The sequence below is a fragment of the Sphingobacterium multivorum genome, assembly GCF_900457465.1.
GTDB classification, from domain to species: Bacteria; Bacteroidota; Bacteroidia; order Sphingobacteriales; family Sphingobacteriaceae; genus Sphingobacterium; species Sphingobacterium multivorum.
The window spans coordinates 755,794-781,520 of the sequence record NZ_UAUU01000009.1 but is presented as its reverse complement, the minus strand read 5'-3'; the positions used below and the strand labels follow the sequence as shown (position 1 = coordinate 781,520).

Here is a 25,727-nt window from a genome sequence, read left to right as displayed (position 1 = left end):
GACTTTTGTATTAAATTTTTGAATAGAAGTTGTTCAGATAGTCCAATGTCTTTATAAGTGCCTTATTACTATTCATTATCGCCAATGGAATGTTCCACGTGGCACGGTTCCTTTTCTCCACGTAATTCGAAATTCCACGAATCTCGATTACGGGAACAGTCATTTTGTCGGCAGCATAGAAAACAGCGGCTCCCTCCATACTTTCAATAAGGCTATCAGGATGCAGTTTTTGAACTTTTTCAATACTTTCTGTACTACCATGGACTTTGTTTACAGTAATTCCTTCCCCCTGTTGTAGAAAAGGAAGCCTAAGTTCCTTGTCATTCAGGAAACACGAAGTAAATTTAGACTTTCCATAGCCCAATTGATCTATTGGAATAAAATTATGACCGTCTTCCGCGCCCAGTTCAACAAATGATTCCGAAACGACTTGAACAACTGAGCCTATTTTAATATGTCGGTCCAAACATCCCCCTATCCCTATATTAATGAGGAGATCATATTTTTTTTCATGCAGCACTCTTCCTAGCTCAAAGGCTGTGGCCACCATGCCCACACCAGTGATTAGGGTATCGCATTGACTGTAATTTGGCACCACTTCCAGAAAAGGCTGCAATTCAAATGAAGTAGCCGCAATCACTAATATTTGCATGATAAATTCGTTTTTGATGGAAAATTACAAATTATATTGCAGGCATACCTTTTTTAGCATAAAAATAGCGAGCTAGGAATTCGTCCTGCTTACAAATTTGAGCTTGATTATAATAATAAGGTTAACTGATTAGTTGCTACGAAATCATTTTTGATCATCGAGTCCGAACGGTGCCATTTTTAGCCTATTGAAATCAGAAACAGCTATGACCTCCTTATATATTAGTTTAGCTTTTATATACCTTTAGTTTAGAATTTAGTTAGGTTTAATTTAGGTCAAACCTATACTAAACCTAAACAAAACCTAACTAAAACCTAAGTAAAACCTAATTTAAACACAAAGAATATCATGCTAAAGTATCCGCATTATCCGGCAACACTTTTGTCAACAGGGTGCATACAAAAACTCACTGCGAAGTCTTAGCAAATTAATTCCCGAAATCATGTTACAGCTAAGAATAAGGAGCTTTTTATCCCTGTGTGATGACAAAAGGCGGAAGGCACTCCATTATATTACTATATTCTGACTTCATTCCTTAAATTGAGATGTTTTAATTGCTCTTAATGCCTTATCTTTGTATCATTATGGTATTTATAACTCGTCGCGAACGTTTCTGTGCTGCGCACAAGCTCTATCGTGAAGACTGGAGTAAAGAGCAGAATGAACAGGTATTTGGTCTTTGCTCCAATCCAAATTGGCATGGACATAATTATGATCTTTATGTAACAGTTAAAGGAAAAGTCAATCCGGAGACTGGTTTTTTGATCGATTTAAAGATCATGAAAGAAATAATCAATCGTAGTATCATTGACAAAGTCGATCACCGTAATTTCAATTTAGATGTTGATTTTATGAAGGGAGTCATGGCTTCTACGGAGAATATCGCAATCGAAATATTTAAGATCTTAAAACCGCTGTTTGATGAACAGGGTGTGATCTTGCATAGTGTCCGTTTGCATGAAACAGAAAATAATTACGTCGAATATTTTGGCGATTAATCTTTAATACATTTAAATAGTAGAAACTATGAGTCAACACTCATTTGACAACGAAGAGTTGGATGGATATATTAAGATCGACAAATACAATACTGAAAAGGTAGATCGCATCGCTGCTCATTATACAGATATATTGGAATGTCTGGGGGAAGATCCAAAACGTGAAGGTTTGGTGAAAACACCAGAACGTGTCGCAAAGGCATTCCAATTTTTGACACATGGCTATGATATCGATGCTGCGGAAGTGTTACGGGGAGCAATGTTTGAGGAGGACTACAGTCAAATGGTCGTCGTCAAGGATATTGAAGTATATTCTCTTTGCGAGCATCATATGTTGCCTTTCTTTGGTAAAGCGCATATCGCATATATTCCCAATGGTCATATTGTAGGTTTAAGTAAAATACCACGTGTCGTTGATATTTTTGCGCGTCGTCTGCAGGTTCAGGAACGTCTTACCAATGAGATCAGAGATTGTATTCAAGAAACTTTGGGCGCTCGTGGCGTAGCTGTGGTCATGGAATGTAAGCACATGTGTATGGCCATGCGTGGTGTTCAGAAACAGAATTCTGTAACCACCACCTCTGCATTTACTGGAGCATTTCAAAATGATGTCACAAGATCCGAATTTTTACGCTTGATCACTGCTGATCTTGCTTAATATATTTGTTGTTTAATAATAAAAAATAGCCCGCTAAAATATCACCTTTTAGTGGGTTATTTTTTTGATGAAATTTGGAAACAAAATAGAAAATCAAAAAATGGCAATATGGCTTTTTTACGCATCTGACGCGATTTCCGAAAAATGCTCTTTACAAAAGGATAATTGTATTTAATTGATATTCAGTTTTTTGTAAAAAAAAGTTTTTATCATAAAAATGTTTTTTGGTACCTTTGTGGTTATGGAAATTGTTGCCGACGATTTAGAGTCCTATTTGGAACATACTACAGACGAGGAAAATTCGTTACTGAAAAGGGTAAATCGGGAGACATATTTGAAGGAAACAATGCCCCATATGTTATCTGGACACTACCAGGGAAGAGTTCTTTCTTTATTGAGTAAAGTGGTTGCTCCGAAACGTATTTTGGAAATAGGAACGTTTACGGGATACGCAACGTTGTGTCTCGCAGAAGGGCTGCAGGAAGATGGGATATTGCATACTATCGATATCAATGCAGAGCAACAAGAACGCGTCCAAGGTTATTTTGATGAATCGGCATTTGCTGATAAAATCAACTATCATATTGGAGATGCAGCGGTAATACTACCTACATTAGATGAAACATTTGATCTGGTATTTATCGACGCGGACAAAAAGAGAAATTTATATTATTTCGAAACGATAATAAATCAAGTTCCGTCTGGGGGACTTATTTTGATTGACAATGTCTTATGGAAAGGTAAGGTGTTAGATTCAAAACCAGACAACCAAACAAAGCAGATCATTGATTTGAATGCACGTTTAGCTCAGGACAAGCGCGTAGAAAAGGTAATATTACCGATTCGAGACGGACTTTTTGCCTTGCGCAAGAAGTAATTTGTGAACTAAAACATTCTTCATGAATTTAAAACAATTAAAAAGCTTTGTACTGTTACTAGCTTTGGGAACTTTTGGATTAACAAAAGTTTCAGCTCAAAGTAATGCGGCATATGTCGATAAGTACAGTCCAATAGCAAAAGAAATGATGGAGGAACATGGTGTTCCAGCATCGGTTATCTTAGCCATCGCTATGCATGAAAGCGGAAATGGTGGTAGCAGGGTAGCAAAAAATTTGAATAACCATTTTGGTGTCAAAGGAAAAAACAACAGTACCGTTATTCGGTCAGCTTACAAAGGTTATCGGTCTGTAATGGACTCGTATGATGATTTTGTAGGAATAGTAAAAAGAAAAAAGACTACTCAGAGTCTTTTTGAAAAACATCCCGGTGAAAAATACGAAGCTTGGGTAAAAGCGATTGCTCGTTCGGGCTACTCTACGAGTAAAGGTTGGACAGCAAAAGTACTCGCTACTATTAGACAATATCATTTGGATATGTTTGATAATGATGCTAAGCAAAATAGATTCTCGTCAACAAAAAAATAAGCGCGATAGTATTGCATGAAGAAGTTTTTTTATGGCATGTTTGTATTCATGATGTTGATTACATCATGTTCAAGCCGGAGAGGCACAATTTCCTCCTCTAAATCTGGCTCCAATTCAAAAACTTCTTCATCCTCTTCTGTGGGGCGACCTACCATGGCTGGCAACGACTATATTGCTCATTACAAAGATGTGGCCGTTGCAGAAATGAATAAATATGGTATTCCTGCGAGCATTAAACTTGCTCAGGCTTTACTGGAATCCGGTAATGGTAACAGTTATCTTGCGCGTGAGGCTAATAATCATTTCGGTATTAAATGTGGCGGAGTTTGGAAAGGAAAATCCGTGACTCGTCCCGATGATAATATCAATGACTGTTTTCGGGTTTATGAAAATCCCGAACAATCTTTTCGGGATCACTCAGAGTTTCTGTTACGACCGCGATATGCGGCACTCTTTAAGTTGGATAAGAACGACTATAAAGGCTGGGCCAAAGGCTTGAAAGCGGCTGGATACGCCACCAATCCGCGTTATCCTGAATTGCTGATCGAAATGATCGAAAGATATCATCTTGATCAATACGATCGCGGTGAATCGCCACGTGAAAAGGTTGTACGTGAAGAGACTGTTCAGGTCGAGATCGTACAGAATGTACAAGAAACCCCTCCTACCGTCGTAAAGACAGAAGAAATCAAGAGCCCGGTAGCTATGCGTATTCATGAGGTTAAAGCGCAGGATACGTTATATTCGCTCAGTAAGCTGTACAATGTATCCGTTGATCAGATCAAATCCCTAAACGGTCTTACCGATGATGCCCTATCTTTAGGTCAGCTATTGGTTATATCTAAATAGTTACGCTTTAAAAGATGTTAAATATTTCGCTTTTGTACAGCGATATAGTAGTTTTACGAAAGTGATACTACAGCGATATATTTTTCTACTTATTGCCCTTGTTGGCTTTACTTCTTCACTTTTTTGCCAAGATAAAAAAGTCGAGGGTATTGTTTTTGATAAAAATACCAAACAACGTATTGGAAATGTGAAGCTGGCGAACTTGCGTACCGGGGAGGTCAATTATAATACTATTAAAGGAGAATTTGTCTTTAATGCACAGCTAGGAGATCATATTGTTGCGCTATGTAAAGGCTATTTTTCAGATACTCTTCAGGTGGATAAGCGTGGATTGTTGCTATTTCATTTGGTACGTGAATCGTTTTATATTGATGAAGTTCAGGTTTTTGCACGCAAGACGCCAGAAGAAATTCTGAAAAAAGCAAAGGAGGATTACGAGAAAGCGTATCGTCTTGCGGGTTATGGTGACGTATTTTCTGTTGGTCAAAATGGTGCTGGATTAAGCATCAATTCAATCTATAGTTTATTTAGCAAGGAGGCCAAAAGAGCACGTCGACTAACTAAAACCATTGAAAATGACTATAAGGAAAATGTGATCGATTATAAATTTTCGAAAGAGCTTATCAGCAAGATTACTGGACTAAATAGCGATGAAGCAGAACGATTTAGAAGGATATTTAGACCCTCCTATTTCTTTGTTCTCTCAGCGAGTGATTATGAACTGGCGAATTATATCAAGGATTGTTATTCACAGTATCAATTGAACCCTTCGCAATATTTTATTGAGCCTTTTCCAACAATTAATTATAAATTAGTACCGTAAACAAAAAATAGACGTTTTCAGAATGAAGTTATTCAATTTTGTCGGCATGGCTCTGCTTTGCCTTTCTATTACCAGCTTAAAAGCACAGGATCTGAAAGATCTTCGCGCTAAGCCAGATACCGTAATTTCTGTACAGAAAGAGCAACCATTAAATATTAAAACGATTCGTCCTATAGTTCCAAAACTAAACTTAGAGGTAGACTATTGGAAACATTGGACAAAATTTGGGATCAATTTAAATCAGGCGTCATTTAATGATAATTGGAAAGGTGGCGGTGTTGGTTCTATTGCTGTAGGATTGAATGCGAATCATAAATCGGATTATACGAAGGACAATTTCAATTTTGTGACCGAAGTTGATTTACGTTATGGAAAGATAAAGAATACCAATAATATTGCGAAGAAGAATAATGACCGTATATTTTGGGATAATAAGCTTTCTTATAAATTGTCTGCCAATTGGGCATTGTTTACGTCGGTGACATTTGAGTCGCAATTTGATGCGGGTTATAAGTATAAAACGGTTAACGGCAGAGATACAATAGACTATATTGAGAATGCGTTTATGGCACCAGCTTATCTGACAGAATCTTTCGGTCTTGAGTATAAGCCTAGTAACGAATTTTCCCTACGTTTCGGTACAGGTACTGCACGCCAGACTTTTATCTTGGATGAGCGTGTTAAGCCTCGTTCTGGAGAAGGTTTCTTTGAGAAATATGGCTATTATAGAGATCCTAACAATCCAAGTGCGGGTACTGGTGAACGATTTGGTGTAAAGGAAGACCGCACTTTTGCCAATGCACTGGCATTCCAGCTAACGGGTAACCTAGACAAAAACTTCACAGATAAACTGAATGTAAAGGCTCGTTATAACCTTTTTGCTGATTACGAGAAACTTTCCAATCCTACACACCGTCTGGATGTAACTGTAACGGCAAAAGTCACGAGAGTCATCAATGTGAACTTAAATGGTATTATGATCTATGATCCAGATGTTATTTCAAGAGTACAGTTGAGCCAGTCGCTGGCAATGGGTATAGTCTATAGTTTACCAAAATAATGTTTAGGTCTGTGTCAATAGGGATATTGCTTTGTTCATTGCTGTCTTTGGCAAGCTGCAAGTCGAAGATACAGCCGGTGGTTGCAAAACCGCTAGTTGCGTCATTTGCTTCTGCATTGGTTGTGGAAGAGAAAGTCGAAGCTAAGCCAGATACCAATTTATTGACACCTGAGGAAAGAAAGGTTGTTTTTTTACAGAAATCTGGAAACCATCCTTATTGGCGCCAAGAGGAAGCCATACATTATGATGTTCGTAAACCTAACTATGTCATTATTCATCATACAGCACAAGATAGTATTGGGCAGACGATCAAAACCTTTCAGATTCCAAGAACTAAAGTGAGTTCACATTATGTCATTGGCCGGAATGGGGAGATTATACAAATGTTGAACGATTATGTTCGGTCTTGGCATGCGGGGGTGGCAAAATGGGGTTCTATTGTCGACATGAACTCCTGTTCTATAGGTATAGAATTGGATAATAATGGTAGGGAGCCTTTTCCTGAGGCACAAATTAATTCATTGATGACTGTGCTTGATACCTTGAAATCGCGTTATTTAATTCCAGCAAATAATTTTATTGGCCATGCTGATATCGCTCCATCACGCAAGAATGATCCAAGCGTTTTTTTCCCGTGGAAAAAGCTTGCAGAACGGGGTTTTGGAATATGGTATGATGAAGGACAGCTTGTGGCCCCTCCTGATAGCTTTAATGCGATAGATGCGCTTAAAATTATTGGTTATGATACATCCAATCTAAAAGCCGCTATCGTTGCCTTTAAACGAAAGTTTGTCGTTCGAGATACAACCCCCGAATTGACCATATACGATAAGAGTGTATTGTACAATATCTATAAAAAATACTGAGCCTGAGCAATCAGGCTTTTTTATTTTTTCTGAAAGTATGATCTTATTGGCCAAAAAGAACCTTCAGCTCGCTTTCATTGCTGTTGGTGTCTGTGAAGTCATGAAGGTTTTATTTAAGATCACTATTGTCCTCCATGGGACGAGGTACTTTCGTCCCCAGTTGTACGATATAGGCGATTAACATGACAGCTAGGCAGCCAATAAGATTTAGCCAGAGAAAAGGAATTTTATTTATCGTCCATACCGCTATCACGATAATTTCGGAAAGAATGGCTGCAAGAAAAACAGCTTTGCCTTGAATTTTCTTCATGTAGAAGGCGACGATAAAGATCCCTAGGATAGTACCATAGAATAGTGAGCCCAGGATATTGACCGCTTCGAGGAGATTACCCAATCTGTTCGCATACAAAGCAACAATAACAGTAAATGTACCCCAGATCAACGTAAATAAACGCGACCACAAAAGTTCTTGTTTTTCAGATGAGGTAGGATTAATAAATCTTTTGTAGATATCAATGGTCGTTGTTGAAGCCAATGAGTTGATAGCACTTGCTGTAGACCCCATGGATGCGAGAAAAATGACCGCTATGAGTAGCCCAATTAGGCCCTTTGGGAAGACGCTCGTCACAAAAGAAAGAAAGACATAATTATTGTCATTCGTTTCCGCTGTTGGGTTGTTTTTTTTGATTAAGTCCAAAGTCCCTTCTTTTACCGCTTGCATTTTTGCATTAAGTTGACCGAGTGAGGATCGATGATCAGCAATTCTTTTTTCATCGTCGTGATCCAATGCTGTATTAAGCTGCTGAACAACAGATTCACGTGTTTTAAACAGCTCGCTATGCTTTTGTTCGAGAATCTGGTAATCAGGAGCATATTTGCTTTCTTTAAGCTTCTTGATCTCGACTTGATTGAAAAAAATGGGTGGCTGATGGAATTGATAATAGGTAAATACCAGAACTCCAATCAACAGGATCGCAAATTGCATGGGGATTTTCAGTAGACCATTCATAATCAACCCTATGCGACTTTCCTTGATCGAAGCCCCTGTCAAATAACGGCCTACTTGACTTTGGTCGGTCCCGAAGTAGGAAAGCTGTAGGAAAAAACCTCCGATTAGTCCTGTCCAAAGCGTATAGTTATTATTGAGGTCAAAAGTAAAATCCAACGCGTTGGTTTTTCCTGATTTTCCTGCAATATGAAGTGCTTTTGATAATCCAATTGACTCTGGCAGGAGATGGATAACTAATATGCCTGCTACGAGTAATGATCCAAAGATAATGCTCATTTGAAGCAACTGCGTATGAGATACGGCTTTGGTTCCTCCATAGGTCGTATAGATAACAACAAAAATCCCTATGGCCAATGTGGTCCAGGTAAGATCAATATGAAGAATGGTCGATATAATTAAAGCGGGTGCAAAGATGGTAATACCTGTTGATATCCCCCGCTGTATCAAAAAAAGAATAGCAGTGAGTCCTCTGGTTTTGACGTCAAAACGTTTTTCTAGAAATTCGTAGGCTGTAAATACTTTTAGCTTATGAAAAATAGGGACAAATGTAATGCAGAGCACAATCATGGCCAACGGAAGACCAAAGTAGAATTGGACAAAACTCATTCCAGAAGAATAGGCTAGTCCGGGGGCAGATAAGAAAGTAATGGCGCTCGCTTGCGTCGCCATTACTGATAATCCGACATGATACCAGGGTAAAGAACGATTACCTAGAAGATATCCATCAATATTTTTTATACCCCTACTCTTATAAATGCCATATATGACAATAAATAAGAGTGTCAGAAATAAAACAATCCAATCTGCTGTACTCATGAATAGTGGTTCGTGAAAATGTACAGAAAAAGGATGAATAAAAATAGCCAGATAACGACTAACCAGTAGAAACGCTTCCAGCTATTCATATTTTTTATCTATCTGAAGGCTTCTGTGGATAGATAACACTATTAAAAATAGCAGCGATAATCAATCCGACAATAGCACCACCGAAGATGCTTAGAAATGTCTCGTTTGCAGTGAATCCAATTAATGCACCAAATACTACAGCAACTAAAAGAATGATTCCTTTTGCTTTGCCAGCATCAATTGTTGTGCAGCTGTTGTCAATCTGATTTTCCATTATTATATTATTTTGATTTTGATAACAAATTTACGAATAATCTATAAGCTCCGGGAATTCCTGCAGGCAATTGTCTGAAAAAAGATAAAGATGTATAAACAAATTTACCTTTTCCATATTGAGCAATGAGTAGTGAGCCGTTGTGCAAGGGTTCACCGGGATCTTGCATGCTGATCGGAGTGCGGTACTTTTTATCAATATCTTCTGCAAAATATAACCCCCGCTCCTGTACCCAGTGTTCGAAGTCAGCTTCGCTGATCTTGTTCGGGTAATTGAAAATCGGATCATTTTTATCGAAGTGTACTGTCGCAAGTTCATCTGTTACCCGGCTTCTTCCGACGCTAAAAGGAAAAGGACCAAAGTTTTTTGAGATCAGTCCATTGTTTACATTGTATTGCGCTAAAACTGTTCCGCCCATGTTGACATACGCGAGTAGTTTGTTTTGGAGCGGAACAATTTGTTTGTTAACGTTGAATATTCGGACACCAAGAATTACCGCGTCATAGCTAGAAAGATCTGTTTTTAAAGCTTGTTCGTTACTTAACACATCGACTTTTATACCAATGGCCGTCAATGATTCAGGAATTAGATCCCCTGCCCCATGGATGTATGCCACGCTCTTTACGTCGTTGACCAGGTTGATATTGCTCATTTTTATAGCGACATCTGGAAAATAAACAATATTAGGTATATGATTGTAGTCGATGGATTTTATCTCCTTTAAACGTTCTTTGTCTGCCAAGAGGAACCCAAGGGTATCAATGGAAGATTTAGAAGCATCTGATGGTTTTATGCTGATCTCTCTGGAAATTGTACGCTCGCCTTTGTCAAAAGATAGGTCAAAAGATGCCGGTGAAACTTCCCAGCCTTTAGGTACATGCGGTCTGACGTTAAATGTGGTTGTGTTTGCTTGTCCGTTTTTCTGAAAAGTCAGATTCACTTTGACAGTGTGGGCATTTTGTGTAAGTGCCAAAGGGCTGGAACTTTTTGCCGTCAACTGTGGGACGATCACAATGGGGTCATAGATTTCGCCACGAACAGGATCGGTATATTTATATTTTATGGGTTGATTGAGTGTGATATTTTCACCATTGATCCGGAGTTGAAATGATCCCTCTGGAGCATAGGGGTTTTCTGGATAGCCTGTCAGGTTAAAATCACTGACATTAAATTTGCCTTTTCCATGTGGATCAATCAACCAGTATGGTTGTGTCGTCCTGTCGGCATGTATAAGAACCGAGTCTCTTTGTAGCTTGTTTATTTTTAGTGTTTCATGAATGCTATTTCCATTTATTTGGGTCAGCTCAACGGTTACATTTGGACGCCGAACAATAATGGAATGTTCTACTTTGATCTGATCTTCCAAGGCATAGGATGGATTTTTAGCGATACTTTCGAACCAAATTCCACCACAGGCAAGAATTAGTTTTTCAACCTCTTTTTTCTTTTCAGTTTTCCAGTATTCATCATCAATTTGATCCAGTGCTTTGTACAGTTGGATCAATTCAGCAATGATCAATTCGGGTTTATCAATTTGATATGTTTGATTGATGTGGTCAATTAAGGACTCAACTTTACTGCCGTTTTGAATTCTTTTCCATGAGGTGTCAACTCCATCCAAGAGTGTATTTTTTGCAGGTGCACCGTCTACATACTCAAAGTATTCGATTGAAGAGCCACGTTGGCTTGCCGAACCAAAGCCTTGGCTTTTGTGTGATGAACGGCTGTGTGCGGCAATTTCTCCATAAGAGGCTCCTAGAAGAGAATTGTAATCCCCGATATCTATTTTTAACTGATCTTCACGTGTATTGTTTTGACCTCCGAAGTTAGCTGTATTCCAAAGCAAGCGTTTAGCTTTCCAGGGGCGTACAAATTGAAGTTGCTCTGGGAATATATTCGGATCAGCAGCAGCTTTAAAGGCTTCATGTGCTAGAATGGCCGAGGCTTGATGATGACCATGGCCACCCCTTGAATCGGGAGGAAAACGCGTGATGATGACATCGGGCCTAAATTTGCGGATAATCCATACGGCTTCGCGGAGAACACGCTGTTTATCCCAGAATTCGAAAGTTTCCTCTGGAGTCTTCGAGAATCCAAAATCGTATGCTGATGAAAAAAATTGCTCACCTTTATCGATTTTTCGAGCTGCCAGTAATTCCTGCGTTCGAATCAATCCAAGTTCAATACCTTGTTCTGTTCCGATAAGGTTTTGTCCCCCATCACCTCGAGTTAGGGATAAATAGCCTGTTTTATATTTTTTTTCCTGCGCTAGCCAAGCTATTAGCCGGGTATTTTCATCATCGGGATGTGCTGCAAAATAGAGTACCGACCCCAGCACGTTCAGTTTTTCTAGATGAAGTTTAATTTCAGCAGCGTTCCACTGTGGATTCTGTGCTTTAACGATTGAAGTTGACAAGATGCCAGCCAAAATAATGATAACAGAGAGAAAAGGTCTTCGCATGTTTAAAGATAAAAATTTTGATGAACAACGGATTGTTGGAGATTGTAATTTTATTGCGTGTCTTTTTAATTGACAGTCTTTAATTAGCCCACTTGTGACGTTGGTATATTGCTTTGACTTATGGATATTAGGCGAATTAAACTTAGGGCCATAAAAGGAAGCTAGTTTGAGTGACGAGGTAGAGGGATAGATCACTAAATGGTAAAATATAGGCATAAATAAAAAACGGAAATCCCAATCAAGCTGGAATTTCCGTTTAACAATTAAAATATTTTTTCCTGAAACGAATTTTTAGAGAATAGTTATTTTGTCGCTTCGCTCCAAGTGGCAACCTTTAACATAAGTAAATATATGTAGAAAATATTTAGTTCTGTCAGATTACCTTAATTAGTTTTCCACATTGCTAAATTTTGTCAACATTTTAGCTTTTGGAAAACATATAATATAGCGGCGTCATGCGTTTAAGATGCTGCAATACAGCGATATTTAAGGTAAGATAGGTTTTCCGCTACCTTCAAAAAAATCTGTATTGGTCTAAAGCCAATTGTATATTTGTTTGACAAATTTCAATCGATTTTAGTCTCTATGTTTCAAATGCTCAAAAACGACAGGAGCAACCTTTAAAGAAAGTTTCACGCGAATGTTTTTGGGACCAAACACTATTTATCAATGGCACCTAGAACACGCTTCATAAACATATTTAACGCGTCTTTTTTGGAGTTACCTTCTTTAATTAATTTATCTACCTCTACAGCTCCGTATAGGTTTGAAATCAATTCACCAAGAACGTCAAGTTCTTCATCTTTCAAAGGAGCTTCGGTTAAAGCTTCCAGTGTCTCGATTGTTTCCAAGACATAATCTACATCATTCTGCTCGATGAACTCTGTCAAATGCTTAATTACTGGTAGTTTCATTGAATAATTCTACTAATGCGTCTAACTTATTTGTTTGTACCTGATTGACTAATTTACCGTTTTTAAAAGCAGCGAAAGTGGGTAGGTTATTGACATTTGCTAGTTTGCGGGATTCAGGGAATTTTTCTGCATCAGCAATAACAAAAGGTACGCTATCATTTTCGCCAGCCAATTTTTTGAATTTCGGTTTCATGATTTTACAGTTACCACACCAAGTTGCGGAGTACTGAACCATTACAATATCGTTATTGTTTACAATTTCTTGTAAATTATCGTTTTCTAATTCTTGTAACATGATTTTATTTTTAAGGTGATTGTTGGAGAAATCAACAGGAGCCGGGAAAAGCTCCTGTCGAAAAGACACTGTGGTCTTGTATTGTTAGTGTTTAGCTAAATAATCAGCTACACCTTTTCTATCTGCGTTCATTGCATCTTTACCTTCTTCCCAGTTTGCAGGACACACTTCGCCAAATTTCTGTACGTGAGCGTAAGCATCGATCAAACGTAAGTATTCTTTAACGTTACGACCCAAAGGCATGTCGTTTACTGATTCATGGAATACACGGCCAGTTTCGTCGATCAAATATGTTGCTCTATAAGTAACCGCAGAACCTTGTGCCAATGTTCCGTATTCAGGGTGTTCAACTTCTTGAACATCTAAGATTCCTAATATACTTGATAAGTTGCGGTTGGTGTCTGCCAATAGAGGATATTCAACACCTTCAATTCCACCGTTATCTTTTGCTGTGTTTAACCAAGCAAAGTGTACTTCATTTGTATCGCAAGAAGCGCCGATTAAGACTGTATTGCGTTTTTCAAACTCAGCAGCTGCTTCTTGAAAAGCGTGTAATTCAGTAGGACATACGAAAGTGAAATCTTTTGGATACCAAAATAAAAGCACTTTTTTACCTTCTTTAACTGCTTTTTCAAAAATGTTGATCTGTAAATTGTCGCCTAAATAATCAATTGCATCTACTGTAATGCTTGGAAAACTTTTACCTGTGAAACTCATAATATATCTTTCTTTTTTTTGTTGACACAAAGATACAGCAACTCGATCCAAAAAGCGAATTGATTTTACCAATACACTATCGTCAAAATCTATTATGACTAGATTATAACAATAAGTTTTTATTATAATAATGATAGGTTGATCTGATGATTAACAGACCATTTATATGTTGCATGAAAATAAATGAATTCATACTGCGCTAGTTACAGATTTATACCCAAAAATTATTGCAGTTTTGCAAATCAAAAGCTACTTTTGCGACGTTCAATTCTAGAACAGCACAATGCTGGAGGGGTTCCAGAGCGGTCAAATGGGACGGACTGTAAATCCGTTGCTTCGGCTTCGAAGGTTCGAATCCTTCTCCCTCCACCATTTTTTCTTTTCTAAATCCAGTCTATTTTACAGGTTCTAAATTTGCGGTTGATCGTGACTATTCCATCGTACGTGAAACGATTTTGATATATATTTTGGCTATGGTCAATGTTAATCGCTTTGGTATAATGAGTCTATATAGTGGCTACCTCTCTTTTTTAAAAAAATATAACAGGATTTTAGACTAGCTATTGACTTATATATAAAATAAGCCTAAGTTTGGCTTCTGAAAGGCCCCGTAGTTCAACGGATAGAATAGATGTTTCCTAAACATTTGATAGCAGTTCGATTCTGCTCGGGGCTACTGAGAAAAGCGATGGATTTCCATCGCTTTTTTTGTTTATTCAATAAAACTTTTCCTTTTCTTATCAAAATAAATAGGTAATAGAATTGTAAATTTTTATTGGAATGATTATTTTCGGATAATTATTTACAGCAATTTTACTTTTGGCCTGTAATCCGATAATATAAATTGAATGGGAAAATTTTTATTATACCAATTTAGAAAGGTATATGCAGCTAACCCTGCTTTTTTTGCTTGCTTTAGCATTTGGATAGTCTTAATGACAGCTGTTGTTATATTTATTCCGAAGGAAGATGCATTCCATTTTGTGAATACTCGTCATTCATTTTGGGCTGATATTCTTTTTACAATACAGACTTATTTTGGAGACGGTCTTTTTGTTATAGGTGTTTTTATTGCCTACTGCTGTACGCAGCAATGGAATTTTGCCCGAGCTATCCTGGGGACATATATTTTCTCGGGGCTGATCTGCTGTATACTGAAAAACCTTTTCGATGCCGATAGACCGGCAACCGTATTTCATGGAAATCCTACATTCCATGTTGTTTCTTGGTTGCGTGTAGCGCACTTTAACTCCTTCCCTTCCGGACATACAACTTCGGCCTTTGCGCTGGCGGCTACGTTAGGTATTCTCTCAAAAAATAAAGCTTTTGGTATAACTGTATTTATTCTCGCTGCATTAACAGCCTACTCTCGGGTGTATTTGGGACAGCATTTCGTAGAAGATGTTTGGTTTGGATCAATTTTAGGAAGCGGTACGGCTTGTTTTTATTTACTTGCCATGCCTTATGTCTTGAAAAATAAACGCATGTCATTTAGCACGAGATTTCTTCAGGTCAAACTTTAAATTCAGTAAGAAGATACTTCCATCGTTCGATTAGGTTTGGCTTGTGTCTTTGAATAAAGATAATCGTCCAACCATTATAAACATCAACAGTCCGAAACAGGCAAAAATACCATAGGAATAGCGTAGGCTAAAGACTTCAGCAATATACCCAATTAAAGGTGGTCCCATTAAAAAGCCCAAGTAGCTAATGCTTGAAACCATGGCCAAAGCCACTCCAGAGGGCACATTTTTGTTCTGTCCGGCAATACTGTAGATGGAGGGGACATTGCAAGCTACACCGATACCGACCAACATAAAAGCTAGGGTACAGATGATAAATTCGGGAAAAATAACCGATGTCATCATCCCGATGAACATCAGTAGGCCACTGTACTGCAGGGTCCTTTTTCGGCCCAATTTCCGAATGACAGCATCACCAACAAAGCGCCCAGTAGCCATCATGATCATAAATGAAGCGTAGCCAACGACAACAAATTTCTCTGGCGCCTGAACGATCTCCTTGAAATACACCCCACTCCAGTCGAACATTGCCCCCTCAGTTGCCATGCTGAAAAAGCCGATGATGCCGAGCTGAAGTAAGCCACCTTCTGGTTTAGAGAAAAAACTGCGCTTTTCCTTTTGAGGAGATTTGCCAGGAACCAAATACTTTTGGTTGATTAGTGTATTCGCTGTGACAATGACTAATATGATTAAAAAATGGTAAAAGGTGTTCAGTCCAAAATTCATCGTTAACAAGCCTACTAGTGCTCCTGTGAAACCAGCGATACTCCAGGCTCCATGAAAGGAAGTCATTATTGATTTTTTGAAAACCTGCTCCGTTGCGACACCCTGTGTATTAACAGATATATTACACATATTTCCGGTTACACCAAATAGAAATAGTATGCCTCCTAACTGCCAGGCATTCTGCGCAAAGGGGATGGAGCACAAGACCAAGGTGTAAGCGATGGGTACGATACGCAAAACGCTAGCACTTCCATATTTTGTAACCAATTTTCCTGAAAGAGCCATCGTTGCAAGTTGTCCGACTGGAAGCATTAATAAAATTGTCCCCAATTGACCCTCACTTAAGTTGAGATGAGCTTTGATAACGGGGATGCGGCTTGCCCAAGATGCAAACGCGATACCTTGGCAAAAAAAGAAAAGCGATACCGCAATTCTTATGCGATTTCGTTTCTTATAAAGATCTTCTTCTGAGTGAGTTAACGTTGCGTCCATAGTTTCTGATTTGAGGGTGCAAAGTTAAGGATAAGTATCCCATTAAAAAATATAATGATTCAAAAAATATTTGCATGTTTAGGTTACAATAGGGATACGAAATATGCCTATATTTAAATAGCATATCGGCGTGATGATAATTATATGCGCTAGTTTCGATAATTATCATCTGCCTCAATCTTCCGGTAAGAAAATAATACGATGTGCTTTTTGAATTCGGCTAAACATATTTATTCAATATCATATATTGTACGTAATCATTCCTTGTATAGGAACCGAAAATAGACACATTTGTTTCAGTTTATTTGTATGCATACTTTAATTTAAGAAGATATTCGATGTGGTAGTCAAAATAGAAGAGGTTTGGGCTTCCATATCATTAGAAAATAATAGCAGTGAAATAACGGGAGAAAGTCAACAATTAAATGTTGATGTAGTGAAGGAATAAAAATATAAAATTCTTCGCTATTTCATGGTGGTTTGTTCAATACCTATTCTACCTTTGTATTGGCAAACAACTATTAGCCTCCTAGATAACATGATAAAGAAACTAATTTTAAGTACAGTTCTAGCCTATGCTGGAACAACCTGTGTTATTGCCCAACAACCCACGTTTTTATCCCATCCGACTTTAAGTCCCGATGGAAAGGAAATGGTTTTCAGCTACGAAGGTGACCTTTGGAAAGTTGGAAGTCAAGGTGGTGTTGCGGTACGGTTAACAGGAATGGAAGGAAATGAGATCAATCCAAGAATTTCCCCAGATGGAAAATGGTTGGCTTTTTCCGCCAATCAAAACGGTAATATGGATGTCTATGTAATGCCCTTGGCGGGTGGAGATATAAGGCAGCTGACATCGCATGATGCTTCGGACGAAGTGGACAGCTGGAGCTGGGATAGCAAATCGCTTTATTTCACATCATCGCGTTACAATAGAATGAGCGCTTATCAAGTTGCTTTGGATGGAGGTACGGCGACAAGGTTATTTCCACATGTCTTTAATTATATCAGTAACGTGGTGCCAACTCCTTCGGGAGAATTGTTATTCAATGACAGCTGGGAAGGCTATAGCTCGGCGAACCGCAAGCGATATAAAGGTGCTTTCAATCCAGATATCAAGTCTTATAATCCCAAAACAAAGGCATTTCAACAGTATACAGATTATATCGGTAAGGATTTTTGGCCCACTGTGGACCAAAAAGGAAACATATTCTATGTGTCCGATGAAAGCAATGGTGAGTACAACCTTTATCAACTAACGGGAAAGTCGAAAACTCAATTGACTTCTTTCCAAGAATCAATCAAACGTCCGTTTGTCGCGGCAGACGGTACTAAAGTGGCATTTGAAAAGGGCTATCAGCTTTATATTTATGATGTCAATGGAAAGAAAACCGTACAGCCCAACATCGCACTTAACCGCAATCAAGTGCTAGGAAAGCTGAAAGAGTTTAACATTTCAGGTAACATCAGTAATTTCGACGTTTCTCCGGACGGAAAGAAAATGGCATTTGTATCACGTGGCGAATTGTTCGTTTCGGATATTGAAGGAAAGTTTGTTCGTCAGATGCCCGGTCAGGGAGAACGTGTCATGGAGGTTAAATGGCTTAAAGACAGTAAAACATTACTCTATAGCCAAACGTATCAAGGCTACCAGAACTGGTTTTCACGCACGGCAGACGGTAAAGGTGAGGTAAAGCAATTGACACTAGATCTGCGTAACAACCGTGATATTACATGCAATGCAGATAGGACAAAAGCTGTGTACCTCAGTGGTCGTGATGAAGTACGTATATTGGATTTGACAAGTTTGAAGAGCCAAACAGTAGTTAAAGATGAAATCTGGGCATTTCAAAATTCTTCGCCCTCATTCTCCCCTGATGGAAACTATCTTTTATTCACAGCTATGCGCAATTTTGAACAGGATATCTTTGTGTATAATCTGAAAAATGAGCAAACGACTAATTTGACAAATACAGGAGTCACAGAAGCAGCACCATATTGGTCTCCTGATGGTAAATATATTTATTTTGCGAGTAATAGGACTAAGCCTTCTTATCCTACCGGTATGCAAAACTCCAGCATTTTCCGAATGGCATTGACCAACTTTGACCAACCTTACCGTAGTGCAAAGTTTGATGAATTATTTGTAACACCCGAAAAGAAAGATACAACAGTAAATAAAACTGGTACAGCTAAGAAGGAAGCTGGCGCTAAGGATAAAAAGAAAAATGATGTCGATAAGGGCAAGCCAACCGCGATACCAATAGCCGAACCCAAGAAAGCTGGTTTGGTTCAATTGGATTTAGAAGGACTGCGTGATCGAATTGAGCAAGTGAGTCCTGCATTTGGAACACAATCTAATCCTTTGGTGATACAAAAAGGGGATAAATCCTATCTTTTCTATTCATCCAATCATGAAGGGAAATATAGTACTTATCGTACCGTATATGAGTTGTTTGCACCGACCAAAACCGAAAAAGTCGCTGACGGCGGCATGGAGAATTTTGTAGAGTCGGCGGGAAAATACTTCGTATTGACCCGAGGAACGATTCAGAAATACAATCTTGACTTGAATAAGCTTGATGCGGTTACAATGAGTTTTAAATTCAATCGAGATCTCGAGAAAGAGTTCAATCAAATGTTTTATGAAACATGGGCCAATCTGGAGGAAAATTACTACGATAGCAACTTCCATGGAGTGGATTGGGTTGCGATAAAAAAGAAATATGAAAAGTATCTTCCAGGTATCAACGATAGGACAGATTTGCGCATCCTCTTAAATGATATGTTGGGCGAGCTCAATTCGTCGCATCTGGGTTTCAGTTCAATGGGACAGGAAGAACGTAAGCCGTTTGGTTTTGTAACGAATGAAATCGGTGTGACCTATGATTCCAGCAATCCTTACGAGATCAGCTATATTGTTCCGAATGGCCCCGCGGCAAAGAAAGAAGCTGATATTCATGCGGGTGATATCCTCATCGCGATTAACGGAACAAAATTGAATACGCAGGCAGACCGCGATAGTTATTTTACTTGGCCTTCACTGGAAGAAGAAATTCAATTGACCTTGAATCGTAATGGCAAGGAAATTCAGACAAACATTCGTCCGGTATCAAGCGCCGTGTTTAGAGATCTCCTCTACGACCAATGGATTAGAGATAACCGAAGTCGAGTTGATCAGTTGAGTAGCAATAAGATAGCCTATTCACATATGAAAAATATGTCGGATACTGAGTTACAGCGGTTCTTGATCGACATGGCCGAACAGGAGAATAACAAACAAGGGATTATTTTAGATTTGCGTTATAATACAGGCGGAAATGTACACGATGAGGTTTTAAGATTCCTGTCACAACGCCCTTACTTACAGTGGCAATACCGAGGTGGTAAACGTGCGCCACAAAGTAATTTTGCACCATCTGCCAAGCCTATTGTTTTATTGATTAATGAGCAATCGCTGAGTGATGCTGAAATGACTGCAGCGGGCTTTAAAGCACTTAAGTTGGGCAAAATCATCGGTAATGAGACCTATCGCTGGATTATTTTTACTTCTGCTAAAGGCTTAGTCGACGGATCAAACTATCGACTTCCGTCTTGGGGATGTTATACGCTTGATGGTCAGGATCTCGAACAAACTGGAGTTGCCCCAGATATTCTTGTAAAAAATACCGTACAAGATCGGATGGAAAATAAAGATCCGCAGTTGGAAAGAGCTATAAAAGAAATTCTTGACAGTATAAAATAAAGAAGTTAGCGCTAACATTACTTACTTTAAATAAACTGTCAAAAGTTGCAGTGCCCCCAAAAAGTTAGACACTTTCTGGGGGCATTTTTATGAACCTGATCTTCCGATTTCTGCTATATCGCTCTTCAGCGTATGATGTACTTCATTCGGGCCACCCTTTCCCTAAAAAGTCAACATATAATTTTAAGGTGTGTTATTAATTACCTGTTTATCAGTGTTTAGTGATTTTTGTGCTGTTTCATTATGCAATAGTCGATTTTCCTGCATCCCTTCTCAAAATATAAAAAAAGGAGACAACATGGAAAAGATTATATTACAAGTGAAGGACTCTTGCTCTGCAGAGTGGGATAAGATGACGCCACAAGAACAAGGGCGTTTTTGTGGTCAATGTGAGAAGATGGTTGTAGATTTTTCACAGATGGATGATCAGGAAATTGTAGATCAAATAAAAAAAGCCGGTAAAGGGCTATGTGGTCGATTTTATGAAGATCAGTTGATGCGTGAATTGGATGTCCCTTTTTCTTTTTCTAAAAACCCTATTTGGCAAGGAAGATGGCCGGGGATCGCTGCGGGCCTCTTGTTGGTTGGATCCTTGAGCTTTCATGCTGCTCAAGCACAAAACAAATTGACTGGAGAAGTTGTCGTTGTCCAAACAAAAACAGAAAATGATCAGATAAAGCAGCAGGGGCAGGTTAGCTCATCAACAAATGATAATTCAACATTAAAAGGAAGCCCCGATAGCACAAAAGTAAGCATAAAAGGTAAAGTAGTTTGTGCTGGAAGCGATGTAAGTATGATGGGAACAGAGGTGTCCTTGGGAAATTACCGTACGCAAGTGGATGAAAATGGAGATTTTCAACTTTGGGTACCGCAATCTCTGTTTCGGGTAGATCAGGAGCTCCGTGCACAGATGTTAGGCTATAAAACGGTTGTGATTTCAATCAAAAAGGGGAGTAAAATACAACTGGATAAACCAATAAAAATGGAAGTTAAGCCAATGATTATGGGAAAGATTGCTGTGGCAAGGAAATAAGACGTTATGGAGCGAAAGAATAATTTGTTTAAATGACATATTTGAGTCTGTTTTTCTTATGGGACAGCTGCCAAAAATCTCGCTTGAATGTCATAAAAGTCAAAAAAATATTCTTTTCCACTTGACTTTTTCTACGGTGAACCTTACATTTGGATTATCGAATGACTTCGTAGCTCAGTTGGTAGAGCAACAGACTCTTAATCTGTGGGTCCTGAGTTCGAGCCTCAGCGGGGTCACTTTCAAAAAAGCCGTTTTACAAATGTAGGATGGCTTTTTTCAATACAAGTTGGATTATTTTCCCTAGGCAGCTATTAACTTTAAATCTTTTTTCTAATGTTCAATGTTATAATCATCGGATAACGAATCCATTATTTTTATCAGCTATCCCGTATTATTTCTGCTAGGAAAACATAAAACTCTTTAATCTGTTATTAATTCAGCGAATTTATTACGTAAATTTGTATTTCAGACGATAAGCTTATGGAAGACAAGAAGATTTCGATATTGTACGTTGACGACGAAGAAAACAATCTGTTTTCTTTTAAAGCGACATTTCGACTAAAGTATAAAGTGTTTACGGCAATTAGTGGTGCCGATGCAATCGATATTGTCAAAAACAACCAGATACATATTATCATTACTGATCAACGTATGCCGGAAATGACCGGTGTAGAGTTTTTGGAAGAGATTATTAAGATCAATGCAGCCCCAATGCGTATCCTTTTGACAGGATATACGGACATGGCAGCTGTCGTTGATGCGGTCAATAAAGGAAAAATCTTTCATTACCTCAATAAGCCTTGGAGTGAAGAGGAGCTCGATCAAACGATTCAACGCGCTTATGATGTCTATGCTGAGCGCCAAAAAATTGTGGAGACTAATTCTCAACTTGAGACTTCAAATGATCAGTTGGAGTTTTTGCTTCGGCAAAAGCTACTTTCCTAAAGGATTATAATTTTAGGAAAGTCAACTTTTATTTAAAATGTCTGTTTGCTTTGTGATGCTCTTCGCTGCCATCGCATCGGATTGCCGAAAGTGAAAGGATTATTTGCTCGGTATGACGACGGTAAAGGTTGTACCCTGATTGGGTTGTGATTGTACTTCGATTTTCCCTTGTAGTTTTAAGAGTGCATTCTGAACATTATAGAGCCCAAATCCCATGCCTTTCGCTTGATCACTGGCTCTAAAGAATAATTTAAAGATATCTTCAACATACTCTGGAGATATGCCTATTCCGTTGTCACTCACCATAATTTTAGCTTTACGTTCTGATACGGATACTGAGAGTTTGACGTACTGGTTTTCCTGCCCTTTACGTTGATATTTAAAAGCATTAGAAAGAAGATTATGCAAAATCAGTTCTACAAGTGCTTTGTCTCCGCTAAAGATTTCTTTTTGATCCACTGAAATTTCAAAAGCCACATCCTTATTTTGCGTATACCTGCTGTAAAACTGGCGTATGTTGCCAAAGAGCTCTTCGAAATTTATCGTTGACAACATGAGTTCTCCTCTTCGTAAAAGATAATAGTCGCGCAGACTGTCAATATAAGCATCTAAGCTGACCAAGGAACTATCCATTAGTGATAACAACTCATGGATACGATCTATGCTGTCAAACTCTAATCCAAGTTTCACCGCAGAAAGAACCCCGGTCAATGGATCACGAAGATCATGGCTAACGCTATAAGCGAACTTATCTAATTCATCATAAGCTTTTTGTAGCTCTTGATTCTTAACCTCTAGCATGGAGTTTGCAACATAAAACTTATTAGCTTCTTCTATTGCGGAAACGATTTCTTCATTCATCCAGGGTTTTCGGACAAACCTAAAAATATGGCCCTTATTAACTGCATCAATTACAGTTTCCATATTGGCATAAGCCGTTAAAAGAATACGGATTGGTTTTGGAAAATCTTTTTTAATGCGGTGCAAAAAATCGATGCCCATCTCATCCGGCATACGTTGGTCACAGAAGATAATACGGATATCAGGATGAGCATGAAGGATCGTTTCGGCCTCACTCGTATTGGATGCTGTATGGATAGCGTAATCGTATCTAAAGTTCGCTTTAAAGCTAACCAAATTGTTTACTTCGTCATCGATATATAATATTTCAAGCTCCCTCTGCATAATTTTATTATATGGTTTTATCCCTTACAAAAGATATGAAAAAATAATAGTTAATTGAACTATTTTAAGTTTATAGTGGTATTAATTGTTTTGTTGAATTGGAATGAGGAGTGTAAAGCTTGTGCCCTGTCCCACTTCTGAATCTACGATAATTTTACCATGATGTTTCGCAATGGTATTATAGGCTATGGACATTCCCAAACCAGTACCTTCGCCAACGTCTTTTGTTGTAAAAAATGGTTCGAATATCCGTTCATGAATTTCTTTTGGAATACCTATACCATTGTCTGCGATTTTGATAAAGACGGAGGTATTATCCGCGTGAACTCCGGTCTCAATCCATATTTTACCACCAACATCGTGATTAAACTTCTTATTCACGGCGTAAATAGCATTTGTCACAATATTCAAAAAGACCTGATTGAGTTTGCCGGCATGACATTCGACCTTTGGCATATCACCATAGATCTTATCAACTTCAATCGTGTTATTTAATAAACTATTGAGGATAACCATTGTTGACTCCAACCCCTCGTTTAGATCTGCAAATTTTAATGTATCCTCGTCTACGCGCGAGAAGATCCGCAAACTCTTTACTATTTCGGCGGTCCTATGGGCCCCATCATGCATCCCTTTTAATAGAAAATCTACCTCTGTTTTCAGATAATCAATATCCAGGTCCTCCTTGAATTTTTTGATCTGCAATTGCTTTTCCGTTTCGGATATCCCCTCTTTAAAAGCTATACGTTCTACCTCCTCCAGCGTTTCCCAGATCATCTTGATATCACGCTTTAATGGAGCGACATTGGATGTAACAAAGTTGATTGGATTGTTGATCTCGTGCGCAACCCCCGCAGTCAGTTGACCAAGAGAGGCCATCTTTTCGGCTTCGACAAGTTGAGATTGTGTTTCCTTCAAGTGGGTAAGAGTGGTTTGTAGAGACTCATTAGATTCTGTTAATTCACGTGTCCGCTCATCTACTTTTTGTTCCAATACGATATTTTGCTCGCGTATCAACTTTTCGTTTTCTAATGAGATCGCTAATTCCCTGACTTGTGATGCTTCTTTTTCTTCTTTTAAGATATTGATACTATAAGCTAGACCGAAGGACAATAAGGCCATCTCCACAACAGATGCAATTTGTACGGCGTTACTCGTAAAATCGTTATATTTTAAAATGCCATAATCTTTCAATAAAAAGACGACAGAACCTAATAGTAAAATTGTCCAACCGTAAACAAAATATTTAGCTGGTTTATAGCCATTTATCATTACCCGATAGGATAAGTAAAGGACAAATAAAGAGCCTGCTCCTGTTGTTAGCTGCATAACCATGAACGCTGGTTGTGTAAGGTTGAGCAGTGTAAGAAGGCTACCAACGACAAAAAGGATGATAAAAGCAGTAATCACACGTCTTGACCGAGGAGCGTTTTTCGGTAATTGAAGAAATGAATCTGCAAAAAGCAGGGCGCATAAGCCTGATAAACATCCGAAGATAATAGGACCTTTTGTTGCAAAATATGTCCAATTTGGCCACAGATACTGAAAACTATAACCTTTAATGCCCATTTGTGTTATTCCTGCACAAAGAACATAAAGGACATAATACAGATAGCCCCTTTCACGAACTGAAAAAAACAGGAATAAATTGTATATCGCCATAATCCCGACAATACCAATATAGATCCCGCTTATCAAACTGTCGTCATTCATCTCTTTTAAGAAACTGCGCTCGTTACTTAAATAGATCGGGAGAATAATCTGTTCCGTACTTTTTACACGAAGAAAAAAGATCGTTTTCTCATATCCGGGTAATTGGATGTCGAATGCGTAATTAGGAACCTTATATTTTCTAGCCGAAAAAGATTGATGCTCGCCCAGTTTGATCGATTTATAATGCCCATTTGATGATGGTACAAAAAGTTCGACCTCATCCAAGAGAGGGTAGGCAATTTCGAGCAAGAGTTCAAGTTTCTCTTTTCCCTTATTTGTCACAGGCAATCGGAACCAGATGTCAGTGGGTGATATGCCCAAATTGGGTACCTTGCTTTCTAACGACTGGAAGGAGGAAGCTGAAGTATCCGCAAAGTTAGGCTCTCCTTTCCCCATATAACGCTCGAGACCATATCCGATCAATACACGCTGCGTCGGTTGATCGATAATAACCTCTCCAAAACAAGTTGAACTGCACGTAAAAATAAATAAGAAGATCAAGTTAAGCCAGCATTTCATCAC

The 25,727-nt window shown here is 38.5% G+C and carries 22 protein-coding genes and 3 tRNA genes; 15 read left to right on the top strand and 10 right to left on the bottom strand.

Going from position 1 to position 25,727, the window contains the following annotated elements:
* Positions 1–10 precede the first annotated feature (10 nt).
* Positions 11–652 carry a futalosine hydrolase gene (gene mqnB, locus DTA23_RS14905; RefSeq protein WP_112375155.1) on the bottom strand — a complete coding sequence of 214 codons (642 nt, stop codon included), beginning with the start codon at positions 650–652 and terminating at the stop codon, positions 11–13.
* Positions 653–1,236: 584 nt separating this feature from the next.
* On the opposite strand from mqnB, the gene DTA23_RS14900 reads away from it, so the two are divergent.
* The 8 genes from DTA23_RS14900 to DTA23_RS14865 all read left to right on the top strand — a co-directional run bounded on the left by DTA23_RS14900 (position 1,237) and on the right by DTA23_RS14865 (position 7,330).
* Positions 1,237–1,650, top strand: a complete 414-nt coding sequence (locus tag DTA23_RS14900) for a 6-pyruvoyl trahydropterin synthase family protein (protein ID WP_070562714.1) — start codon at positions 1,237–1,239, stop codon at positions 1,648–1,650.
* 28 nt (positions 1,651–1,678) lie between these two features.
* Positions 1,679–2,308, top strand: a complete 630-nt coding sequence (folE, locus tag DTA23_RS14895) for a GTP cyclohydrolase I FolE (RefSeq protein WP_112375154.1) — start codon at positions 1,679–1,681, stop codon at positions 2,306–2,308.
* A gap of 241 nt (positions 2,309–2,549) precedes the next feature.
* Positions 2,550–3,185 (top strand): O-methyltransferase, encoded by a 636-nt coding sequence (locus DTA23_RS14890; protein ID WP_112375449.1) that lies wholly within the window; start codon positions 2,550–2,552, stop codon positions 3,183–3,185.
* Positions 3,186–3,207: 22 nt separating this feature from the next.
* Positions 3,208–3,732 carry a glucosaminidase domain-containing protein gene (locus DTA23_RS14885; RefSeq protein WP_046673195.1) on the top strand — a complete coding sequence of 175 codons (525 nt, stop codon included), beginning with the start codon at positions 3,208–3,210 and terminating at the stop codon, positions 3,730–3,732.
* A 15-nt stretch (positions 3,733–3,747) separates the two neighbouring features.
* Complete coding sequence (locus tag DTA23_RS14880) at positions 3,748–4,581, top strand: glucosaminidase domain-containing protein (protein ID WP_112375153.1); 834 nt, start codon at positions 3,748–3,750, stop codon at positions 4,579–4,581.
* 61 nt (positions 4,582–4,642) lie between these two features.
* A complete protein-coding gene (locus DTA23_RS14875) occupies positions 4,643–5,404 on the top strand; it encodes a hypothetical protein (RefSeq protein ID WP_070562720.1) in 762 nt (253 codons plus the stop codon).
* Positions 5,405–5,426: 22 nt separating this feature from the next.
* A complete protein-coding gene (locus tag DTA23_RS14870; RefSeq protein ID WP_112375152.1) occupies positions 5,427–6,464 on the top strand; it encodes a DUF3078 domain-containing protein in 1,038 nt (345 codons plus the stop codon).
* 11 nt (positions 6,465–6,475) lie between these two features.
* Positions 6,476–7,330 (top strand): N-acetylmuramoyl-L-alanine amidase, encoded by an 855-nt coding sequence (locus DTA23_RS14865; protein ID WP_232475646.1) that lies wholly within the window; start codon positions 6,476–6,478, stop codon positions 7,328–7,330.
* 109 nt (positions 7,331–7,439) lie between these two features.
* Here DTA23_RS14865 and DTA23_RS14860 read toward each other — a convergent pair whose 3' ends face one another.
* The 6 genes from DTA23_RS14860 to DTA23_RS14835 form a co-directional block, all read right to left on the bottom strand.
* Complete coding sequence (locus tag DTA23_RS14860; RefSeq protein ID WP_070562729.1) at positions 7,440–9,155, bottom strand: sodium:solute symporter family protein; 1,716 nt, start codon at positions 9,153–9,155, stop codon at positions 7,440–7,442.
* A 94-nt stretch (positions 9,156–9,249) separates the two neighbouring features.
* A complete protein-coding gene (locus tag DTA23_RS14855) occupies positions 9,250–9,459 on the bottom strand; it encodes a hypothetical protein (RefSeq protein ID WP_070562731.1) in 210 nt (69 codons plus the stop codon).
* Between the two features lie 7 nt (positions 9,460–9,466).
* Entirely contained in the window at positions 9,467–11,920 is a 2,454-nt protein-coding gene (locus DTA23_RS14850; protein ID WP_112375150.1) for a PIG-L family deacetylase, read from the bottom strand.
* A 659-nt stretch (positions 11,921–12,579) separates the two neighbouring features.
* On the bottom strand, positions 12,580–12,834 hold the full coding sequence (locus DTA23_RS14845; RefSeq protein ID WP_046673203.1) for a DUF6952 family protein: 255 nt from the start codon (positions 12,832–12,834) through the stop codon (positions 12,580–12,582).
* On the bottom strand, positions 12,815–13,129 hold the full coding sequence (locus DTA23_RS14840; RefSeq protein WP_046673204.1) for a thioredoxin family protein: 315 nt from the start codon (positions 13,127–13,129) through the stop codon (positions 12,815–12,817). Before DTA23_RS14840 ends, DTA23_RS14845 begins: the two co-directional genes overlap by 20 nt.
* Positions 13,130–13,213: 84 nt before the next feature.
* Positions 13,214–13,846: a peroxiredoxin gene (locus DTA23_RS14835; RefSeq protein ID WP_070562738.1), complete on the bottom strand. Its 633-nt coding sequence runs from the start codon at positions 13,844–13,846 to the stop codon at positions 13,214–13,216.
* A 288-nt stretch (positions 13,847–14,134) separates the two neighbouring features.
* On the opposite strand from DTA23_RS14835, the gene DTA23_RS14830 reads away from it, so the two are divergent.
* The 3 genes from DTA23_RS14830 (at position 14,135) to DTA23_RS14820 (ending at position 15,369) form a co-directional block, all read left to right on the top strand.
* Positions 14,135–14,218 (top strand) — tRNA-Tyr (locus DTA23_RS14830).
* Positions 14,219–14,450: 232 nt separating this feature from the next.
* A tRNA-Arg gene (locus DTA23_RS14825) sits at positions 14,451–14,522 on the top strand.
* Between the two features lie 172 nt (positions 14,523–14,694).
* On the top strand, positions 14,695–15,369 hold the full coding sequence (locus DTA23_RS14820) for a phosphatase PAP2 family protein (protein WP_070562741.1): 675 nt from the start codon (positions 14,695–14,697) through the stop codon (positions 15,367–15,369).
* A 30-nt stretch (positions 15,370–15,399) separates the two neighbouring features.
* Here DTA23_RS14820 and DTA23_RS14815 read toward each other — a convergent pair whose 3' ends face one another.
* Complete coding sequence (locus tag DTA23_RS14815) at positions 15,400–16,587, bottom strand: MFS transporter (protein ID WP_070562743.1); 1,188 nt, start codon at positions 16,585–16,587, stop codon at positions 15,400–15,402.
* A gap of 538 nt (positions 16,588–17,125) precedes the next feature.
* Here DTA23_RS14815 and DTA23_RS14810 point away from each other — a divergent pair.
* From DTA23_RS14810 to DTA23_RS14795, 4 genes are all read left to right on the top strand, one after another.
* Positions 17,126–20,329: a S41 family peptidase gene (locus DTA23_RS14810; protein ID WP_070562746.1), complete on the top strand. Its 3,204-nt coding sequence runs from the start codon at positions 17,126–17,128 to the stop codon at positions 20,327–20,329.
* A 298-nt stretch (positions 20,330–20,627) separates the two neighbouring features.
* Positions 20,628–21,362, top strand: coding sequence for a carboxypeptidase-like regulatory domain-containing protein (locus tag DTA23_RS14805; protein WP_139144916.1), 735 nt, complete (start codon positions 20,628–20,630; stop codon positions 21,360–21,362).
* Positions 21,363–21,525: 163 nt separating this feature from the next.
* Positions 21,526–21,598 (top strand) — tRNA-Lys (locus DTA23_RS14800).
* Positions 21,599–21,842: 244 nt separating this feature from the next.
* Complete coding sequence (locus tag DTA23_RS14795) at positions 21,843–22,307, top strand: response regulator (RefSeq protein ID WP_046673283.1); 465 nt, start codon at positions 21,843–21,845, stop codon at positions 22,305–22,307.
* A 99-nt stretch (positions 22,308–22,406) separates the two neighbouring features.
* Here DTA23_RS14795 and DTA23_RS14790 read toward each other — a convergent pair whose 3' ends face one another.
* Together DTA23_RS14790 and DTA23_RS14785 are read right to left on the bottom strand one after the other, a co-directional pair.
* Positions 22,407–23,492, bottom strand: coding sequence for a sensor histidine kinase (locus DTA23_RS14790; protein ID WP_112375149.1), 1,086 nt, complete (start codon positions 23,490–23,492; stop codon positions 22,407–22,409).
* Between the two features lie 81 nt (positions 23,493–23,573).
* Positions 23,574–25,724 (bottom strand): sensor histidine kinase, encoded by a 2,151-nt coding sequence (locus tag DTA23_RS14785; RefSeq protein ID WP_070562755.1) that lies wholly within the window; start codon positions 25,722–25,724, stop codon positions 23,574–23,576.
* Positions 25,725–25,727 lie beyond the last annotated feature (3 nt).

Bases quoted from the DNA above. Each gene is read 5' to 3' on its own strand.
- mqnB (WP_112375155.1), bottom strand. From the start codon at position 652: ATGCAAATATTAGTGATTGCGGCTACTTCATTTGAATTGCAGCCTTTT.
- DTA23_RS14900 (WP_070562714.1), top strand. From the start codon at position 1,237: ATGGTATTTATAACTCGTCGCGAACGTTTCTGTGCTGCGCACAAGCTC.
- folE (WP_112375154.1), top strand. From the start codon at position 1,679: ATGAGTCAACACTCATTTGACAACGAAGAGTTGGATGGATATATTAAG.
- DTA23_RS14890 (WP_112375449.1), top strand. From the start codon at position 2,550: ATGGAAATTGTTGCCGACGATTTAGAGTCCTATTTGGAACATACTACA.
- DTA23_RS14885 (WP_046673195.1), top strand. From the start codon at position 3,208: ATGAATTTAAAACAATTAAAAAGCTTTGTACTGTTACTAGCTTTGGGA.
- DTA23_RS14880 (WP_112375153.1), top strand. From the start codon at position 3,748: ATGAAGAAGTTTTTTTATGGCATGTTTGTATTCATGATGTTGATTACA.
- DTA23_RS14870 (WP_112375152.1), top strand. From the start codon at position 5,427: ATGAAGTTATTCAATTTTGTCGGCATGGCTCTGCTTTGCCTTTCTATT.
- DTA23_RS14860 (WP_070562729.1), bottom strand. From the start codon at position 9,155: ATGAGTACAGCAGATTGGATTGTTTTATTTCTGACACTCTTATTTATT.
- DTA23_RS14855 (WP_070562731.1), bottom strand. From the start codon at position 9,459: ATGGAAAATCAGATTGACAACAGCTGCACAACAATTGATGCTGGCAAA.
- DTA23_RS14850 (WP_112375150.1), bottom strand. From the start codon at position 11,920: ATGCGAAGACCTTTTCTCTCTGTTATCATTATTTTGGCTGGCATCTTG.
- DTA23_RS14845 (WP_046673203.1), bottom strand. From the start codon at position 12,834: ATGAAACTACCAGTAATTAAGCATTTGACAGAGTTCATCGAGCAGAAT.
- DTA23_RS14840 (WP_046673204.1), bottom strand. From the start codon at position 13,129: ATGTTACAAGAATTAGAAAACGATAATTTACAAGAAATTGTAAACAAT.
- DTA23_RS14835 (WP_070562738.1), bottom strand. From the start codon at position 13,846: ATGAGTTTCACAGGTAAAAGTTTTCCAAGCATTACAGTAGATGCAATT.
- DTA23_RS14820 (WP_070562741.1), top strand. From the start codon at position 14,695: ATGGGAAAATTTTTATTATACCAATTTAGAAAGGTATATGCAGCTAAC.
- DTA23_RS14815 (WP_070562743.1), bottom strand. From the start codon at position 16,587: ATGGACGCAACGTTAACTCACTCAGAAGAAGATCTTTATAAGAAACGA.
- DTA23_RS14810 (WP_070562746.1), top strand. From the start codon at position 17,126: ATGATAAAGAAACTAATTTTAAGTACAGTTCTAGCCTATGCTGGAACA.
- DTA23_RS14805 (WP_139144916.1), top strand. From the start codon at position 20,628: ATGGAAAAGATTATATTACAAGTGAAGGACTCTTGCTCTGCAGAGTGG.
- DTA23_RS14795 (WP_046673283.1), top strand. From the start codon at position 21,843: ATGGAAGACAAGAAGATTTCGATATTGTACGTTGACGACGAAGAAAAC.
- DTA23_RS14790 (WP_112375149.1), bottom strand. From the start codon at position 23,492: ATGCAGAGGGAGCTTGAAATATTATATATCGATGACGAAGTAAACAAT.
- DTA23_RS14785 (WP_070562755.1), bottom strand. From the start codon at position 25,724: ATGAAATGCTGGCTTAACTTGATCTTCTTATTTATTTTTACGTGCAGT.